The 18,059-nt window shown below is 56.5% G+C and carries 14 protein-coding genes and 1 other RNA gene; 11 read left to right on the forward strand and 4 right to left on the reverse strand.

Annotated elements, in window-relative coordinates; translation table 11 throughout:
* The first annotated feature begins 60 nt into the window (after positions 1-60).
* The gene (locus AFK62_RS08555) at positions 61-1,449 is read left to right on the forward strand and encodes an MFS transporter (protein ID WP_007676403.1); all 1,389 of its coding nucleotides are present in this window, start codon (positions 61-63) and stop codon (positions 1,447-1,449) included.
* 3 nt (positions 1,450-1,452) lie between these two features.
* Entirely contained in the window at positions 1,453-3,822 is a 2,370-nt protein-coding gene (locus AFK62_RS08560) for a glycoside hydrolase family 3 N-terminal domain-containing protein (RefSeq protein ID WP_053531843.1), read from the forward strand.
* A gap of 15 nt (positions 3,823-3,837) precedes the next feature.
* On the opposite strand, the gene rprA is transcribed toward AFK62_RS08560, so the two are convergent.
* Positions 3,838-3,945, reverse strand: an RNA gene (gene rprA / locus AFK62_RS21090) — antisense sRNA RprA.
* A gap of 181 nt (positions 3,946-4,126) precedes the next feature.
* Positions 4,127-5,245 carry an AI-2E family transporter YdiK gene (gene ydiK, locus AFK62_RS08565; RefSeq protein ID WP_032984634.1) on the reverse strand — a complete coding sequence of 373 codons (1,119 nt, stop codon included), beginning with the start codon at positions 5,243-5,245 and terminating at the stop codon, positions 4,127-4,129.
* 213 nt (positions 5,246-5,458) lie between these two features.
* Between ydiK and ydiJ the strand changes: the two genes are divergently transcribed.
* From ydiJ to ldtE, 9 genes are all read left to right on the forward strand, one after another.
* On the forward strand, positions 5,459-8,515 hold the full coding sequence (gene ydiJ / locus AFK62_RS08570; RefSeq protein ID WP_007676412.1) for a D-2-hydroxyglutarate dehydrogenase YdiJ: 3,057 nt from the start codon (positions 5,459-5,461) through the stop codon (positions 8,513-8,515).
* Positions 8,512-8,922 carry a 1,4-dihydroxy-2-naphthoyl-CoA hydrolase gene (gene menI / locus AFK62_RS08575; protein ID WP_007676413.1) on the forward strand — a complete coding sequence of 137 codons (411 nt, stop codon included), beginning with the start codon at positions 8,512-8,514 and terminating at the stop codon, positions 8,920-8,922. The genes ydiJ and menI overlap by 4 nt, the downstream gene beginning before the upstream one ends.
* A 375-nt stretch (positions 8,923-9,297) precedes the next feature.
* Complete coding sequence (sufA, locus tag AFK62_RS08580) at positions 9,298-9,675, forward strand: Fe-S cluster assembly scaffold SufA (RefSeq protein WP_007676414.1); 378 nt, start codon at positions 9,298-9,300, stop codon at positions 9,673-9,675.
* A 2-nt stretch (positions 9,676-9,677) separates the two neighbouring features.
* Positions 9,678-11,168: a Fe-S cluster assembly protein SufB gene (sufB, locus tag AFK62_RS08585; RefSeq protein WP_007676415.1), complete on the forward strand. Its 1,491-nt coding sequence runs from the start codon at positions 9,678-9,680 to the stop codon at positions 11,166-11,168.
* A 20-nt stretch (positions 11,169-11,188) separates the two neighbouring features.
* On the forward strand, positions 11,189-11,935 hold the full coding sequence (sufC, locus tag AFK62_RS08590; RefSeq protein WP_007676416.1) for a Fe-S cluster assembly ATPase SufC: 747 nt from the start codon (positions 11,189-11,191) through the stop codon (positions 11,933-11,935).
* A complete protein-coding gene (gene sufD, locus AFK62_RS08595) occupies positions 11,910-13,184 on the forward strand; it encodes a Fe-S cluster assembly protein SufD (protein ID WP_007676417.1) in 1,275 nt (424 codons plus the stop codon). The genes sufC and sufD overlap by 26 nt, the downstream gene beginning before the upstream one ends.
* Positions 13,181-14,401, forward strand: coding sequence for a cysteine desulfurase SufS (sufS, locus tag AFK62_RS08600; protein ID WP_007676421.1), 1,221 nt, complete (start codon positions 13,181-13,183; stop codon positions 14,399-14,401). The genes sufD and sufS overlap by 4 nt, the downstream gene beginning before the upstream one ends.
* Before the next feature lie 11 nt (positions 14,402-14,412).
* Positions 14,413-14,829: a cysteine desulfuration protein SufE gene (sufE, locus tag AFK62_RS08605; protein ID WP_007676423.1), complete on the forward strand. Its 417-nt coding sequence runs from the start codon at positions 14,413-14,415 to the stop codon at positions 14,827-14,829.
* A 94-nt stretch (positions 14,830-14,923) separates the two neighbouring features.
* Complete coding sequence (ldtE, locus tag AFK62_RS08610; protein ID WP_007676427.1) at positions 14,924-15,958, forward strand: L,D-transpeptidase LdtE; 1,035 nt, start codon at positions 14,924-14,926, stop codon at positions 15,956-15,958.
* A gap of 139 nt (positions 15,959-16,097) precedes the next feature.
* Here the strand turns inward: ldtE and lpp are convergent, their stop codons facing one another.
* A complete protein-coding gene (gene lpp, locus AFK62_RS08615; RefSeq protein WP_002443218.1) occupies positions 16,098-16,334 on the reverse strand; it encodes a murein lipoprotein Lpp in 237 nt (78 codons plus the stop codon).
* A 312-nt stretch (positions 16,335-16,646) separates the two neighbouring features.
* The gene (pykF, locus tag AFK62_RS08620) at positions 16,647-18,059 is read right to left on the reverse strand and encodes a pyruvate kinase PykF (RefSeq protein ID WP_053531844.1); all 1,413 of its coding nucleotides are present in this window, start codon (positions 18,057-18,059) and stop codon (positions 16,647-16,649) included.

Here is an 18,059-nt window from a genome sequence, read left to right on the forward strand (position 1 = left end):
TCGCACCCGTGGTTTGCGTGCGAGATAACACGCTTTCTAACGTTGATAAGGCCAATAATAATGAACCTCACCTCTGCTCTTACGACAAAAGATAAAATAGGATATGGCTTAGGCGATATGGCGAGTGCGCTGGTCTGGCAAACCGCGACGCTATTTCTCGCCTATTTTTATACGGATGTTTTCGGGCTGCCCGCCGCCATTATGGGCACAATGTTTTTACTGGTCAGGGTCGTGGATGCTTTTGTTGATCCGTGCATCGGTGCGCTGGTGGACAGAACCCGAACGCGCTACGGGCGCTTTCGTCCCTGGCTGCTCTGGTTTGCCATTCCGTTCGGCGCGAGCTGTCTGATTACCTTCTACGTCCCGCAGGCGAGCGAAACGACCAAAATCATTTACGCCTGCGTTACTTACAGCGTTTTGAGCCTGGTGTATTCGGCCATTAACGTGCCGTATTGTGCAATGCCGGGCTCGCTTACGATGGACCCTCGCGAGCGCCACTCGCTGCAATCCTGGCGCTTTGGGCTCTCTTTTATCGGCGGGCTTATCGTGACCGTGATTGCGCTGCCGATGGTCGACTGGCTTGGCAGCGGCAATGCGCAAAAGGGCTATTTCTACGCGATGGGGCTGATGGGCCTGCTGGGCGTCGTACTCTTTTTCTGCTGTTTTTTTATGACCCGTGAGCGTTATCTGCCCGTCAATGACGGCAATAGCTCGATGCTGAAAGATTTAAAACTGCTGGCCGCCAACAGCCAGTGGCGCATCATTTTTCTCTTCAATATTTTATTATTGACCGCCGTGGTGACGCGCGGTTCAGCGACCATGTATTACGTGAAATATGTTCTGCTGCGCCCGGATCTGGTGTTCGTATTTATTGTTTCCGGCATGGTGGCGAATCTTACCGGCGCGTTATTATCGGAGCGCCTGCTCGGTAAATATGACCGCGTGCGTTCATACCAGTGGACGATTATTAGTTTTGTGGTGCTGGCCGCGCTGATTTTCTTTATTCCCCCAACAGCCGTCTGGTTAATTTTTGCGATTAATATCGTCTTCAGTTTTATTCAGAACCTGACTACGCCGCTACAGTGGACGATGTTTTCTGACGTGGTGGATTATGAAGAACACCGCAGCGGGCGCCGTCTCGATGGCCTGGTCTTCTCTACCGCGCTGTTTGCCATCAAGCTTGGCCTGGCGCTCGGCGGCGCAGTCGTGGGCTGGATCCTCGGCATGGTCGATTACCTGCCAAACCAGGCTACGCAAAGCGCGAGCGTGCTGACAACTATCAACGCGCTGTTCACGCTGATTCCCTGCGCGCTGTTTTTACTGATGGCGCTACTACTCTGTTTCTATCAGTTAAGCAGCCGTCGTGTGGCTGCCATCGCGGAGGAACTGGTGCAAAAACGCCAGCTTCGCGAAGACTCGACCTCTCTCAAGCCTGCAATCCAGGAGTAACCGATGACTATTTATAAGGACCCAACCCGTCCGGTGGCTGAACGCGTCGCCGATTTACTCGCCCGTATGACACCGGAGGAGAAATTCGCCCAGATGCATGCCTACTGGCTGGTGTTGTCGCCCGACGGCGATCACCGGGAGCGCACCGATCTGAGTGATGAGTTTTCCGGCGCCACGCAGCAGGCGGCGCTCGCCGAGCGTCTGCAACGCGGTGCCGGGCAGATTACCCGCCCGCTCGGCACGCACATCGTGGCGCCGCGCGAAGGGGTACGCGCCGCTAACCGCCTGCAAAAAATGCTGGTGGAAGAGACGCGGCTTGGCATTCCTGCGATGTTCCACGAAGAGTGTCTGGTAGGGCTTTTGTGTAAAGACGCGACGCTGTTTCCGTCCTCGCTCAATTATGGCTCGACATGGGACCCGCAGCTGGTTGAGCAGGCGGCAGAGGCGATCGGCCGCGAGGCGCGGGCAGTCGGCTGTCATCAGGGGCTTGCGCCGGTGCTTGATGTCTCGCGCGATGTGCGCTGGGGCCGCACCGAAGAAACCTTCGGCGAGGATCCATGGCTGGTGGGCCTGATGGCGACGCACTATGTGAAAGGCTTGCAGGGGCCGCAGCGCGATCTGCTGGCGACGCTTAAACACTACGTGGGCCACTCCTTCAGCGAAGGGGCACGCAACCATGCACCGGTGCACCTTGGCTTTTGCGAACTCAATGATACCTTCCTGCTGCCCTTTGAAATGGCCGTCAAACTGGCGCACGCCGGTTCGGTGATGCCGGCGTATCACGATATCGATAATGTGCCGACGCACGCCGATGACTTTTTACTGACCCGCTTACTTCGCGAACAGTGGGGCTTCGACGGCATTATCGTCGCCGACTACGGCGGGGTGAGCCTGTTGCACCAGCATCACGGCGTGGCCGTGGATGCCGCGCATTCGGCGGCGCTGGCTTTCAACGCCGGGCTGGATATCGAACTGCCGAAAGATGACTGCGCGCGGCATCTCGCCGACGCGCTGGCGCGTGGGCTTATCTCTATGGAAAAAGTCGATGAAATCGTGGCGCGCGTACTCGCAGAGAAATTCCGACTTGGGTTGTTTGAACATCCTTATGCCGATGAAAACGCCATTTCTCTGCAAAGCGACGAAACGCGGCGCATCGCCCGCGAGGTGGCGGCGCGCTCCCTGACCCTGCTTGAAAACGACGGTGTGCTGCCCCTTTGCGGCGAACCGCGCGTGGCGGTCGTCGGGCCAACGGCGGACGATCCGCTGGCGCTGCTAAGCGGGTACAGTTTCCCGGTGCATCTTATCATCAGCGATATGCTGGAGCAGACAAACCAGGTCACGACGCCGCTCGCGGCGCTGCGCGAACAGCTTGGCGATGCGCGTGTGGGTTATGCCAAAGGCTGCCATATCATCGAAAAACGCATGGCGGGTGCGCCGGTGTTCCCGGGCGACAGCGGCGAAAAACCGATGCAGCAATCGCCGGTGTCTGACGATACCTCGATGATCCCACAGGCAGTGACGCTCGCCGCGCAAAGCGACGTGGTGCTGGCGTTTGTCGGCGACCTGTCCGGGTTATTCCAGAGCGGAACCGTCGGTGAGGGCTCCGATACTGATAGCCTGCAACTGCCCGGCGTTCAGCAGCAGTTACTGGAGGCGCTGATCGCGACCGGCAAGCCCGTGGTTGTCGTGATGACCGGCGGGCGGCCTTATCATCTGGGTGGGCTCGAATCGCGCGTTGCGGCCTGGGTGATGGCGTGGGCACCAGGTCAGGAAGGCGGGCAGGCGATAGCCGATCTGCTGACCGGTAAGATTGAGCCGCAGGGGCGTCTGGTGGTGTCGGTGCCGAAGAGCGCCGGTGCGATGCCGTACTACTACAACCACAAGCTCAAGAGCGGCGGCACGCCGTTCGCGTTTCATTTTGGCTCGCGTTATCCCTTTGGCTATGGCAAAACCTGGACGGAATTCGACTACGGCCCGCTGGAGATTGCCAGCCCGTCAGTGCCGATGGATGGCGAGGTCAACGTTTCGGTGACGCTCACTAACCGGGGCGCGCAGGCGGGCAGCGAGGTGGCACAGCTTTACGTGCGCGATAAGGTGGCCTCGCTGGTGCGCCCGGTGCAGGAGCTGAAAGCCTTTGGGCGGGTCTCTCTGGCCCCCGGCGCGTGCGCGCGTCTCACGTTTCGCGTACCGGTTGATATGCTCAATTTTACGAATCGCGAGGGGGCGCGCATCGTGGAGCCTGGCGAGTTTGAAATATATATCGGGGCGAACAGTGGCGATATTCGTCGTCGCGGTTTGATTACCGTAGAAGGTGACACCCGGGAACTCGGAAATAACTGGCGGATGCTCAGCTCATGTAATATTGAGCAATAAGTAATCAGTCGAAGAATAAAAAAAAGCCCATCGTGGGAGATGGGCAAAGACTACACACAGCAATTCGTTGTTTCACTCAGGGGATTTCCATGTTTATAAATCAAGGCGTTGATTTATAACCGTGGATAAATAGTAGGCTTATCCATTTTTTGCGTCGATCAGATTCGTCTCAATAGTTCAGCGTTAATGAATTATTAACGAGCCAAAGGACGGAATTTACGATAAATCACGGGTCTGACCAGTAGAATAGGGAGGTAATCAATAAGCAGCACTTAAGTAAAAGGCGGGTTTCCCCGCCTGCGTTTTATTGTTTTACTTTTTCCTGTTCGCTCTCTTCCAGCGCCTCGATCACAGTTTGCGAATTATCCTCCGGTAACGGCGCTTCGCGCACCCATACCGAGAACAATCGCCAGGATACCGCCAACAGTACCGGGCCGATAAAAAGACCAATCATGCCGAAGGCGATAAGCCCGCCGATAACGCCCGAGAGGATAAGCACCATCGGTAAATCTGCGCCCATCCGAATCAGCATCGGGCGGATAATGTTATCCAGCGTGCCTACCACGGCGCTCCAGATAAGCAGCACGGTGCCCCAGGTGGCATCACCGCTCCAGTAAAGCCAGATAATGGCAGGCACAAGTACGGGCAACGGACCAAGCTGCACCAGACAGCTTAAGATCATCACGACCATCAGGAGCGTGGCGTAAGGAATGCCAGAAATCGCAAGACCGATGCCGCCCAGCACGCCCTGAACCAGGGCAGTCACTACCACGCCGAGCGCCACGGCGCGGATCGCCTGGCCTGCCAGCAGCACGGCCGCGTCGCCGCGCGTAGAGGCAAGGCGAATCGCGAAGTGACGAATGCCGTACGCGACCTGTTCACCGCGCCAGTAGAGCAGGGCGCTAAAGAGCAGCATCAGGCCACAATGCATCAGCAAGCGCCCAAGATGCGCGGCCTGGCCGATAAACCAGCCGGTCGTCGTCCCCAGGTAGGGGCGCACTTTGGCCATGATGGCTGAACCGCCGCTCTCAACGAGGTTGTGCCAGCCGAGATACAATTTATTGCCGATATACGGAATGCTGTTGAGCCACGCCAGGTCTGGCATGGTCATCTGGCCGGAGGTCAGCCAGTGAATAAACGGCGCGCTGTTATCCACGAGACTGTTGACCAGCAACGCCACCGGAATAACAAACAGCATCATCAGGATGAGTACCATCACGATCACGGCCAGCGAGCGCCTGCCCCACAGCATCTTCTGCAGCCGCAGCAACAGCGGCCAGGTGGCGATAACCACCGTGCCTGCCCAGGCGAACCCCAGAATAAAGGGCTGCACAATCCACAGGCAGGCGATGATCATTACCGAGAGAAACAACACGGACAGCAGAATTTGCGGCACGTCCATGGGCTGTCGAAGTTTTACCATAAACCACATTCACCTTTTGTCATACGCGTTACGCCCGAAGGCGTTCCCGCCCCGGTCGGGGCGTGCTTATGATGAGTGATTTCGGGCCTTTTGAATAGCCGCATCCCCGGCGCATTTCTGGCGGGCGTGACATAAAAAAATGTGATACAACCTTGAATGCACAACGCAAACGATAACTTCCAACATCAAAATGTCAGGCAGGGTCAACGATCCATGATCCCACAAATTTCTCAGGCGCCCGGGCTGGTCCAGGTGGTGCTGAACTTTTTGCAGGCACTGGAGCAACAAGGTTTTACCGGCGATACCGCCACTAACTACGCCGATCGCCTCACGATGGCGACCGATAACAGTATCTATCAGCTTCTTCCCGACGCGGTGATTTTCCCCCGCTCCACCGCTGATGTGGCGCTTATGGCGCGTCTTGCCGCAGAACCGCGCTTTGCCTCGTTGATTTTTACCCCGCGCGGTGGCGGTACCGGCACGAACGGCCAGTCCCTCAATCAGGGGATCGTCGTCGACATGTCGCGCTACATGAACCGCATCATCGAAATCAACCCAGAGCAGTGCTGGGTGCGCGTCGAGGCTGGGGTTATCAAAGATCAGCTCAATGAATACTTAAAGCCCTACGGCTATTTCTTTTCGCCGGAGCTTTCCACCAGCAACCGCGCCACGCTTGGCGGGATGATTAACACTGACGCCTCGGGGCAGGGTTCGCTGGTTTACGGTAAAACCTCCGATCATGTGCTTGGCCTGCGTGCGGTGCTGCTGGGCGGCGATATTCTCGATACTCAGGCCATCCCGACGCCGCTTGCCGAAGAGCTGGGTCGCGCCCGCACGACGCTCGGTCGTGTTTATCACACCGTGCTGACGCGTTGCCGTGAGCAGCGGGCGCTGATCCTTGAGAAGTTTCCAAAGCTCAACCGCTTTCTTACCGGCTACGATTTGCGCCACGTCTTTAACGACTCACTTTCAGAATTTGACCTGACTCGCATCCTCTGCGGATCGGAAGGCACGCTGGCATTTATTACCGAAGCACGGCTTGATATCACGCCGCTGCCGAAAGTGCGGCGGCTCGTGAATGTAAAATATGACTCCTTCGACTCGGCGTTACGCAGCGCGCCCTTTATGGTCGAGGCGCAGGCGTTGTCTGTCGAAACCGTGGATTCACGTGTCCTGAACCTGGCGCGGGAAGATATCGTCTGGCATTCGGTGCGTGAACTGATAACCGACGTGCCGGATAAAGAGATGCTTGGCCTCAATATCGTCGAATTCGCGGGCGATGACGAAGCGCTGATCGATGGCCGCGTCGAGTCGCTCTGCGCCCGGCTTGATGAGCTGATGGCCGACAACCAGAGCGGCGTTATCGGCTGGCAGGTCTGCCGCGAGCTTTCAGGCGTTGAGCGTATTTATGCGATGCGTAAAAAAGCGGTGGGGCTGCTTGGTAATGCCAAAGGGCTCGCCAAGCCGATACCGTTTGCCGAAGATACCTGTGTGCCGCCGGAACATCTGGCGGATTACATCGCGGAATTCCGCGCGCTGCTGGATGGCCACGGCCTGAGTTATGGCATGTTTGGCCATGTGGATGCAGGTGTACTGCATGTGCGCCCGGCGCTGGATATGTGCGATCCGCAGCAAGAGATGCTGATGAAGCGCATCTCCGATGAAGTGGTGGCGCTCACTGCCCGCTATGGCGGCCTGTTGTGGGGCGAACATGGCAAAGGCTTTCGCGCCGAATATAGCCCGGCGTTTTTCGGGGAAACGCTGTATGACGAGCTGCGGCGGATTAAGGCGGCCTTCGACCCGGATAACCGCCTGAACCCCGGCAAGATTTGCGCGCCGTATGGCCTTGACGCGCCGATGATGAAAGTGGACGCGGTGAAGCGCGGCACCTTCGACCGGCAGATCCCGCTCGCGGTGCGCACCTCCTGGCGCGGCGCGATGGAGTGCAACGGCAATGGCCTGTGCTTTAACTTCGATGTGAAAAGCCCGATGTGTCCGTCGATGAAAATCACCAGCAACCGCATTCATTCGCCAAAAGGGCGTGCGACGCTGGTGCGCGAATGGCTGCGGCTGCTTTCGGATCGCGGTATCGACCCGCTGGCGCTTGAAAAAGCGCTGCCGCACAAGCGCGCCAGTCTGCGCTCGCTGATTGAGCGCACCCGCAACAGCTGGCATGCCGGGCGCGGCGAATATGATTTCTCGCACGAGGTTAAAGAGGCAATGAGCGGCTGTCTCGCCTGTAAAGCCTGCTCTACGCAGTGTCCTATCAAAATCGACGTGCCGGAGTTTCGCTCACGCTTTTTGCAGCTGTATCACACGCGCTATTTACGCCCGATGCGCGACCATCTGATAGCGACGGTTGAAAGCTATGCGCCGCTGATGGCGCGTGCGCCGAAAACCTTCAATTTCTTTATGCGCCAGCCGTGGGTGCGTTCGCTCTCCGAGCGCCATATCGGCATGGTTGATCTGCCGCTGCTCTCAACGCCGACGCTTCAGCAACAACTGGTGGGGCATCGCAGCGCCGGGATGACGCTTGAGGAGCTGGAGCGGCTGCCGGAGGCAGAGAAAGCGCGCACGGTGCTGGTGGTACAGGATCCGTTTACCAGTTATTACGACGCGCAGGTAGTGGCCGATTTCGTCAGGCTTTGCGAAAAGCTTGGGTTTACGCCGGTCGTGCTGCCATTCTCGCCCAACGGCAAAGCGCAGCATATCAAGGGCTTCCTTCAGCGCTTCGCCAGGACAGCGCGCAAAACGGCTGATTTCTTAAACCGCGTGGCGCAACTCGGCATGCCGCTCGTGGGGGTCGATCCGGCGCTGGTGCTCTGCTATCGCGATGAATATAAGCAGACGCTTGGCGAGACGCGGGGCGAATTCCACGTGCAGCTGGTGCATGAATGGCTTACCACGGCGCTTGCCGATCGTCCGGCCTCGTCGGTTGGCGGCGAGCCGTGGTATCTGTTCGGGCACTGTACTGAAGTCACTGCGCTTCCGGGTACGGCCAGCCAGTGGGCGGCCATTTTCGCGAAGTTCGGCGCAAGACTTGAAGGCGTGAATGTCGGCTGCTGCGGCATGGCGGGCACCTACGGACATGAGGTGAAAAACCACGCCAATTCACTCGGCATTTATGAGCTTTCCTGGCATCAGGCGATGCAGCGTTTGCCCCGTACCCGCTGCCTTGCGACAGGGTATTCCTGTCGAAGCCAGGTTAAACGCATCGAGGGCAGCGGTGTGCGTCATCCGGTTCAGGCACTGTTGGGGATCATCGTATGATTTGGCGGCGTAGCACCACGCTTGAGGCGCTAAATGCAATGGGCGCCAGTAATATGGTCGGGCTGCTGGATATCCGCTTCACCCGGTTAGATGATGCGCACATCGAAGCCACCATGCCTGTGGACAGCCGTACCCATCAGCCTTTCGGCCTGCTGCACGGCGGGGCATCGGTTGTACTCGCTGAAACGCTCGGCTCGGTGGCGGGCTATCTTTGCACTGAGGGCGAGCAAAACGTCGTCGGGCTTGAGGTCAATGCCAACCATCTGCGCAGCGTACGCAGCGGCCGTGTGCGCGGCGTCTGCCGTGCTGTGCACGTCGGGCGACGCCACCAGGTGTGGCAGATAGAGATTTTCGACGAGCAAGACCGGCTCTGCTGCACGTCGCGCCTCACCACCGCGGTTATCTGATACCGTTTCACACTAAACCCGGCGATGCCGGGTTTTTTATTACGTCCTTATCTCCCCCGCGATAACCGCCCTTTAGGACAACCCGGCGCCCGCAGGCGCGCTATTATATAAATAGGTATAAACGATACATCTTTTATTCAGGCGGCAGTATCGCATACTTATCTCTTCGTTTTGGTTGTTAACCCATTGAATATTCATCTCTTTTGAACGCTATCTTTGCCCGCAGCAGGCTCTCAGGGAGGGTCTATGCTTAATGAAAGTGTTCAAAATGTGCCGTTAACGGGAATACCCCTGATCCGCAGAGGTTGAAGTGATAATTATTATCACTAACATAGCGTTATCGCCCGCAAGGCATTCACTCCAGGAGACAGACCTATGGAATCACAAGCAGGTACGTTCAACCCCGCAGAGTTCAACTGGCAGGGCCTGACGATGACGCCAGACGCGGCCAAACATATTCGCGACTTAATGGCGCAGAAACCGGGTCTGCTGGGTGTTCGTCTGGGTGTGAAACAGAGCGGCTGCGCCGGGTTTGGCTATGTGCTGGACACGGTCAGCGAACCTAAAGACGACGATTTGGTTTTCGAGGCAGACGGCGCGCGCCTGTATGTACCGCTTCAGGCGATGCCGTTTATTGACGGCACCGAAGTGGATTTCGTGCGCGAAGGCTTAAACCAGATTTTTAAATTCAATAACCCTAAAGCGCAGCACGCGTGCGGCTGCGGTGAAAGTTTTGGGGTCCAGGCGGAGTAATTATGTCCCGTAACAGTGAAGCAACTGACGATGTCAACACCTGGAGCGGCCCCCTGAACTACAAAGAGGGCTTTTTTACCCGGCTTCAGACCGATGAACTGGCTAATGGCATCAATGAAGAGGTTGTGCGCGCGATTTCCGCGAAACGCAACGAGCCGGAGTGGATGCTGGAGTTTCGCCTGAGCGCCTATCGCGCCTGGCTTGAAATGGAAGAGCCGCACTGGCTGCATGCCCATTACGACAAACTAAATTATCAGGATTACAGTTATTACTCCGCGCCTTCCTGCGGCCATTGCGACGATGCATGTGCATCCCAGCCTGGCGCCGTGCAGCAGCCCGGGGGAAATAACAACAGCTACCTGACGCAGGAAGTGGAAGAGGCGTTCAACCAGCTTGGCGTACCGGTGCGTGAAGGGCGCGAAGTGGCGGTCGACGCCATTTTCGACTCTGTCTCGGTTGCCACCACCTACCGCGACAAACTGGCGGAGCAGGGCATTATTTTCTGCTCATTTGGCGAAGCTATCCACGATCACCCGGAGCTTGTGAAAAAGTATATCGGCACCGTGGTACCGTCGAACGATAACTTCTTCGCGGCACTCAATGCCGCCGTCGCCTCCGACGGCACGTTTATCTATGTGCCGAAAGGCGTGCGCTGCCCGATGGAGCTTTCCACCTATTTCCGTATTAACGCGGAGAAAACCGGCCAGTTTGAGCGCACCATTCTGGTGGCCGATGAAGGCAGCTACGTCAGTTATATCGAGGGCTGCTCGGCACCGGTGCGCGACAGCTACCAGCTGCACGCCGCGGTGGTCGAAGTCATCATCCATAAAGACGCCGAGGTCAAATACTCAACGGTGCAAAACTGGTTCCCGGGCGACAATAACACCGGCGGCATCCTGAACTTCGTGACCAAGCGAGCGCTGTGCGAAGGCGAAAACAGCAAGATGTCCTGGACGCAGTCAGAAACCGGTTCGGCCATTACCTGGAAATACCCGAGCGTCATCCTGCGCGGCGATAACTCCATTGGTGAGTTCTACTCCGTGGCGTTGACCAGCGGCCATCAGCAGGCCGACACCGGCACCAAGATGATCCATATCGGTAAAAACACCAAATCGACCATCATCTCGAAAGGGATCTCCGCCGGCAAAAGCCAGAACAGCTATCGCGGCCTGGTAAAAATCATGCCAACGGCCACTAACGCCCGTAACTTTACGCAGTGCGACTCGATGCTGATTGGCCCGGACTGTGGCGCGCATACTTTCCCGTATGTGGAGTGTCGTAACAACAGCGCCCAGCTGGAGCACGAGGCGACGACTTCGCGCATCGGCGAAGATCAGCTGTTCTATTGCCTGCAACGCGGGATCAGCGAAGAAGACGCTATCTCGATGATCGTGAACGGCTTCTGTAAGGATGTCTTTTCAGAGCTGCCGCTGGAATTCGCGGTCGAAGCACAAAAATTATTAGCCATTAGCCTTGAGCACAGCGTCGGTTAAGGCGAGAAAAAGGATAAGACATGTTAAGCATTAACGATTTACAGGTCAGCGTAGAAGAGAAGGCCATCCTGCGCGGTTTAAACCTTGAAGTAAAACCAGGGGAGGTGCACGCCATCATGGGGCCGAACGGCTCGGGGAAAAGTACGCTTTCTGCGACGCTTGCCGGGCGCGAAGATTATGAAATCACCGGCGGTGAAGTGCATTTCAAAGGCAAAGATCTGCTGACGCTGTCGCCGGAAGAGCGTGCGGGCGAAGGCATCTTTATGGCATTTCAGTATCCGGTAGAGATCCCGGGCGTCAGCAACCAGTTCTTCCTGCAGACCGCGCTGAACGCGGTACGCGAATACCGCGGCCAGGAAGAACTCGACCGTTTTGACTTCCAGGATTTGATGGAAGAGAAAATCAAGCTGCTGAAAATGCCGGAAGATTTGCTGACCCGTTCTGTGAACGTTGGCTTCTCCGGCGGTGAGAAAAAACGTAACGATATTCTCCAGATGGCGGTGCTGGAGCCGGAGCTGTGCATCCTCGATGAGACGGACTCAGGTCTGGATATCGACGCCCTGAAGATAGTCTCTGAAGGCGTGAACGCGCTTCGTGACGGTAAGCGTGCGTTTATCATCGTTACCCACTACCAGCGCATTCTGGACTATATCAAGCCTGATTTTGTTCATGTGCTGTATCAGGGGCGGATCGTGAAGTCTGGCGACTTCTCTCTGGTCAAACAGCTGGAGGAGCAGGGCTATGGCTGGCTTACCGAACAACAGTAACGCGCTGCAACAGTGGCATCGCCTGTTTGAGGCGCAGGGCGGGGAACGCTCTGAAGAGGCGCGCGAGCATTTGCAACAGCTGCTGCGTCTCGGGCTGCCCACCCGTAAACATGAAAACTGGAAATACACGCCGCTCGACGGCTTACTGAAGCACGACTTCGTCATGCCTGCGGCCCAGCCGCTTAGCCGTGACGCGTGCGATGAACTCGCCTTACCGGTTGACGCGCTACGCCTGGTGTTTGTCGATGGCCGCTTCGCCCCAGAGCTTAGCGACGCGCATGACGGCAGCGGATTTGAAATTAGCGTCAACGACAGCCGCAGCGGGTTGCCTGCGCCGGTTCAGCCGGAAGCGTTTTTACACCTGACGGAAAGCCTGGCGCACACCGTCACGCATATTCGGGTGGCACGTAACCAGCAGCCGCAAAAAGCACTACTGCTGATGCATATCAGCGCAGGCCGCGCCGGCGATGAAATCAATACCGTGCATTATCGTCATCATCTGGATCTTGGCGAAGGCGCGCAGGCGACGGTTATCGAACATTACGTCAGCCGCGATGCGCAGCCGCACTTCACCGGCGCGAGACTGACCATGCAGGTTGGCGCTAACGCGCAGCTTAATCACTATAAGCTTGCGTTTGAAAACCCGGTGAGCTGGCATTTTGCGCATAACGATCTGCTGGTCTCGCAGGACGCGCAGGCGGCCAGCAGCAGTTTTCTGCTGGGTGCGGGCGTCCTGCGCCACAACACCAGCACACAGCTTAACGGCGAAAACATTACGCTTCGGGTCAACAGCCTGGCGCTGCCGGTAAATAATGAAGTGTGCGATACCCGTACCTGGCTTGAGCACAACAAAGGCTACTGCAACAGCCGCCAGTTGCATAAAACCATCGTGCGTGACAAAGGCCGCGCGGTGTTTAACGGGCTGATTAACGTCGCGCAGCATGCGATTAAAACCGACGGTCAGATGAGCAATAACAACCTGCTGCTGGGCCGACTGGCGGAAGTCGATACTAAACCGCAGCTGGAAATTTATGCCGATGACGTGAAATGCAGCCACGGCGCGACGGTGGGCCGCATTGACGATGAGCAAATGTTCTATCTGCGCTCGCGCGGCATTAACGAACAGGCGGCGCAGCAGATGATTATCTTCGCGTTCGCCGCGGAGCTGACGGAAAGCATCCACGACGAGGCGCTCAAACAGCAGGTGCTGGCCCGTATCGGTCAGCGCTTTGCAGGGGGAGAGGCATGAGTTTTTCTCTACAGCAGGTGCGCAGCGACTTCCCGGTGCTGACGCGCGAGGTTAACGGCCAGCCGCTGGCGTATCTCGACAGCGCGGCCAGTGCCCAGAAGCCGCTCGCAGTGATTGACGCCGAGGCGGAGTTTTACCGTCATGGCTATGCCGCGGTCCATCGCGGTATTCACACGCTGAGCGCGCAAGCGACCCAGCGTATGGAAGATGTGCGTTCACGTGCGGCGCAGTTTATTAATGCGCGTCTGCCGGAAGAGATAGTCTTTGTCCGCGGCACAACCGAGGGGATAAACCTGGTGGCGAACAGCTGGGGTAACAGCCAGCTGCGCGCGGGCGATAACCTTATCGTCACCGCCATGGAGCATCACGCGAATATTGTGCCGTGGCAGATGCTGTGTGAGCGCACTGGCGCGCAGCTGCGGGTATTGCCGATAAACCAGGACGGCACACTGCAGCTTGATAAACTGCCCTCATTGATGGATGACCGCACCCGGCTTCTGGCGGTCACGCACGTCTCTAATGTGCTCGGTACTGAAAACCCGGTGGCGGACATTGTTGCGACTGCCCACCAGGCGGGTGTGAAAGTGCTGGTGGACGGCGCGCAGGCAGTGATGCACCACAAGGTGGACGTTCAGGCGCTGGATTGTGACTTCTATCTTTTCTCCGGTCATAAGCTCTACGGGCCGACCGGTATTGGCGTGCTTTACGTTAAAGAAGATATTCTCCAGGCGATGCCGCCGTGGGAAGGGGGCGGGGCGATGATCGCAACCGTCAGCCTGACTGAGGGCACCACCTGGGCTGCCGCGCCGTGGCGCTTTGAAGCGGGCACGCCGAATACGGGTGGAATTATCGGGCTTGGCGCGGCGATGAATTATGTTGACGCAATTGGCCTCGATAATATTCACGATTACGAGCGCACGCTGATGACCTATGCACTGCGTGAATTGCAGGCGGTGCCGGATCTGCATATCTACGGCCCTGCCGAACGGCTGGGGGTTATTGCCTTTAACCTTGGCAAACATCACGCCTACGACGTGGGCAGTTTTCTTGATAACTACGGTGTTGCGGTGCGTACCGGGCATCACTGCGCGATGCCGCTCATGGAATTTTACGGCGTACCTGCAATGTGCCGCGCGTCGCTCGCGATGTACAATACCGAAGATGAAGTGGACCGGCTGGTCGCCGGGCTTATCCGCATTCATCGTTTGTTAGGCTGAAAGGAGCGATAATGGCTGGTTTGCCGGAAAAAGAGAAACTGCTGCGTAACTTTAACCGTTGCGCGAACTGGGAAGAAAAATATCTCTATATCATCGAGCTTGGCCAGCGGCTGGCACCGCTCGATGACGCGGACCGTACGCCGGCGCATCGTATTCTGGGCTGCCAGAGCCAGGTCTGGATTGTGATGTCACCGCGCGACGATGGCGTCATTGAGATGCGTGGCGACAGTGACGCGGCCATCGTGAAAGGGCTTATCGCCGTCGTGTTTGCGCTCTACCAGCAGATGACCGCGCAGGATATCGTCAGTTTCGACATTCGCTCGTGGTTTGAAGAGATGTCGCTGACCCAGCATCTTACCCCGTCCCGCTCACAAGGCTTAGAGGCGATGATCCGCGCTATCCGCGCGAAAGCCGCCGACCTGAGCTAATCTTACAGCACGGCTTTCTCCTGTCACGCGAGGCCCGATGGGCTTCGCGGATGTTCAGCCTTCCGACGCCCGTCGGTGAAAACAGGTCGTGCTTATGAAACGCAATTTTTCCTGCCCATTGCTCGCGCTGTGGCTACTTGGCGCGGCGCAGGTTCACGCTGTGGATTATCCGCTGCCGCCGCCTGGCAGTCGTCTTATTGGCGAAAACCAGACATACCTTGTCCCGCGTGAGAGCCAAAACCTGGAAAAAATCGCCGAGCGCTATCAGACCGGCGTGCTGTTATTGCTGGAGGCGAATAATACGGTCGACCCGTATCTGCCGATGGCCGGCAGCGAGTTGATTATCCCAACGCAAATGATATTGCCCGACACGCCGCGTGAGGGCATTGTCGTCAACCTGGCGGAGTTGCGTCTCTACTATTATCCGCCGGGTGAACCTCGCGTTGAGGTCTACCCTATTGGCATTGGCCTGACAGGCCGCGAAACGCCGGTCATGTCGACGCGCATTATACAGAAAATCCCCAACCCGACCTGGACCCCGACGGCCGCCATGCGCGCCCGTTCGCAGGCCCACGGCGTCACGTTGCCAGCAGTGATTCCCGCCGGGCCGAATAACCCGCTGGGGCGCTTTGCGCTGCGTTTACAGCAGGGCGGCGGTGAATATCTCATTCATGGCACCAATGCCCGCAGCAGCATCGGGCTGCGGGCCAGCTCCGGATGTATACGTATGCGCGCGGCGGATATTAAAGCGCTCTTTAATCAGGTGGCGTGGGGAGCACGCGTGCAAATTATCAACGAACCCGTGAAATATTCTACCGAGCCTGATGGCGAGAGGTATGTTGAAGTGCATCAGCCGCTGTCGCGCAGTGACGCGGATAATCCGCAGACGATGCCGGTTGCCATCAATGCAGCATTTGGCCAGTTCATTGACGATGCGGGCACCGATACGCTCGCGGTAGATAACGCGCTGACGCGCCGTACAGGCTACCCGGTTATCGTGAGTGCATCTGGCGGAAAGCCGGCACCTGTGACACCGATACAGAGCGCCAGGGCTGCGGTGATTTCATCAGGCAGTGAGAGCGTTAATGAAGCTGTGGTGCAGCCATCGGTTCATATGACCGTACAGTGACGTGACAACGCACGTTTTCCACGCGCATAAAGCAGAAAGAGCATCAGTGTGGCAAAGGGAAAGCGCAAGAATAAGAGGGCAGAAGCGGGGCAAAAAAAATGGCGCACAATGTGCGCCATTTTTCTTTCACACGGTACTATTACTTACGGTATTTAGTAGCCATGTTGTCCAGACGCTGGTTAGCGCGAGCTGCGTCGTCTTTAGCAGCCTGAACGTCGGAACGCATTGCGTTCACGTCGTTGCTCAGCTGGTCAACTTTAGCGTTCAGGGTCTGAACGTCAGAAGACAGCTGATCGATTTTAGCGTTGCTGGAGCAACCAGCCAGCAGAGTAGAACCCAGGATTACCGCGCCCAGTACCAGTTTAGTACGATTCATTATTAATACCCTCTAGATTGAGTTAATCTCCATGTAGCGTTACAAGTATTACACAAAGTTTTTTAGGTTGAGAATATTTTTTTGATGGGAATACGCTTAATTTTGATCGTTCGCTCAAAGAAGCATCGACATTGCGCGAACCATTAAAAAAAATGAAAGAAAACAGGCGACTTTCATCGGATTCATCTTAGAAAAAATCAACGTTAAATAGTGAAATCCGATTTGCTTTTTTATTCACAGCGTCTATTTAAGCCAAATTAAAAGGCGCCTTTCGGCACCTTTTTAATCGTGTTTAAAAAAAGGTGGATATTATTACAGGACGTGCACAGAAGCGGTGTTAGTCGTGCCGCTCGGAACCAGCGCGCCTGACACCATCACTACCACGTCGCCTTTTTTCGCAAGGCCGCTTTCCAGCGCAGCGTCTTTACCAAGACGGTAGAAATCGTCAGTAGAGGAGATCTCTTTCACCAGCTGCGGTACCACGCCTTTGCTCAGCACCAGCTGACGCGCAGTCAGTTCGTTGGTGGTCAGGGCAAGGATAGTGGCATCCGGGAAGTATTTACGTACGGACTTCGCTGATTTACCGCCTTCAGTCGCAACCACAATCAACGGCGCTTCCAGTTTCTCAGCGGTTTCTACCGCACCACGACATACGGCTTCAGTGATGCGCAGCTTGCGGCTGTCATTGTTGAACTCCAGACGGCTGGTCATTACGCGGTCGGTACGCTCGCAGATAGTCGCCATGATGGTCACAGCTTCCAGCGGGTATTTCCCTTTAGCAGATTCACCCGACAGCATCACGGCATCGGTACCATCCAGAATGGCGTTCGCTACGTCGCCTGCTTCCGCCCGGGTCGGACGCGGGTTTTTAATCATGGAGTCCAGCATCTGGGTCGCAGTAATAACCACTTTGCGCGCGCGGATACATTTCTCGATCATCATTTTCTGCGCGAAGATGACTTCTTCAACCGGGATTTCAACGCCCAGGTCGCCGCGCGCAACCATGATGCCGTCAGACGCTTCGAGGATATCGTCGAAGTTATTCAGGCCTTCCTGGTTTTCGATTTTCGAAATAATCTGGATGTGCTCGCCGCCGTGCGCTTTCAGGTGCTGGCGAATTTCTTCGACGTCAGAGCGTTTACGAATAAAGGAAGCCGCAACGAAATCGACGCCTTGTTCACAACCAAAGATAAGGTCTTTTTTATCTTTTTCCGCCAGTGCCGGCAGGGCGATAGAAACGCCCGGCAGGTTTACGCCTTTGTTTTCGCCCAGGTCACCGTTGTTCAGCACTTTACAAATAACGTTATTGCCTTCGATGGCGGTAACTTCCATGCCAATCAGGCCGTCATCCACCAGCACGGTGTTGCCCACGGAAAGATCTTTCGTGAAGCCTTCATAAGTTACTGCAACGATTTCACTGTTGCCCACCACAGATTTGTCCGTGGTGAAAGTAAAGGTTTGACCGGCTTTCAGAGAAACGTCGTTACCGCCTTCCAGTTTGATGGTGCGGATTTCCGGGCCTTTGGTATCCAGCAGAATAGCGGCTTGCTTACCGGTTTTCGCCAGAACGTTGCGCAGGTTTTTGATGCGCTGACCGTGTTCTTCGTAATCGCCATGGGAGAAGTTAAGGCGCATCACGTTCATGCCCGCATCGAGCATTTTGGTCAGCATTTCTTCAGATTCGGTTTTCGGACCGATGGTGCAAACAATTTTCGTCTTTTTCAT

This window comes from Cronobacter condimenti 1330 (assembly GCF_001277255.1).
GTDB lineage: Bacteria > Pseudomonadota > Gammaproteobacteria > Enterobacterales > Enterobacteriaceae > Cronobacter > Cronobacter condimenti.

What these genes read in the sequence shown, in the direction of transcription:
- ydiJ (WP_007676412.1), top strand. Translation starts at nt 5,459, where the DNA reads ATGATCCCACAAATTTCTCAGGCGCCCGGGCTGGTCCAGGTGGTGCTG.
- sufA (WP_007676414.1), top strand. Translation starts at nt 9,298, where the DNA reads ATGGAATCACAAGCAGGTACGTTCAACCCCGCAGAGTTCAACTGGCAG.
- sufC (WP_007676416.1), top strand. Translation starts at nt 11,189, where the DNA reads ATGTTAAGCATTAACGATTTACAGGTCAGCGTAGAAGAGAAGGCCATC.
- pykF (WP_053531844.1), bottom strand. Translation starts at nt 18,059, where the DNA reads ATGAAAAAGACGAAAATTGTTTGCACCATCGGTCCGAAAACCGAATCT.
- sufE (WP_007676423.1), top strand. Translation starts at nt 14,413, where the DNA reads ATGGCTGGTTTGCCGGAAAAAGAGAAACTGCTGCGTAACTTTAACCGT.
- sufS (WP_007676421.1), top strand. Translation starts at nt 13,181, where the DNA reads ATGAGTTTTTCTCTACAGCAGGTGCGCAGCGACTTCCCGGTGCTGACG.
- ldtE (WP_007676427.1), top strand. Translation starts at nt 14,924, where the DNA reads ATGAAACGCAATTTTTCCTGCCCATTGCTCGCGCTGTGGCTACTTGGC.
- AFK62_RS08560 (WP_053531843.1), top strand. Translation starts at nt 1,453, where the DNA reads ATGACTATTTATAAGGACCCAACCCGTCCGGTGGCTGAACGCGTCGCC.
- ydiK (WP_032984634.1), bottom strand. Translation starts at nt 5,245, where the DNA reads ATGGTAAAACTTCGACAGCCCATGGACGTGCCGCAAATTCTGCTGTCC.
- AFK62_RS08555 (WP_007676403.1), top strand. Translation starts at nt 61, where the DNA reads ATGAACCTCACCTCTGCTCTTACGACAAAAGATAAAATAGGATATGGC.
- sufB (WP_007676415.1), top strand. Translation starts at nt 9,678, where the DNA reads ATGTCCCGTAACAGTGAAGCAACTGACGATGTCAACACCTGGAGCGGC.
- lpp (WP_002443218.1), bottom strand. Translation starts at nt 16,334, where the DNA reads ATGAATCGTACTAAACTGGTACTGGGCGCGGTAATCCTGGGTTCTACT.
- menI (WP_007676413.1), top strand. Translation starts at nt 8,512, where the DNA reads ATGATTTGGCGGCGTAGCACCACGCTTGAGGCGCTAAATGCAATGGGC.
- sufD (WP_007676417.1), top strand. Translation starts at nt 11,910, where the DNA reads ATGGCTGGCTTACCGAACAACAGTAACGCGCTGCAACAGTGGCATCGC.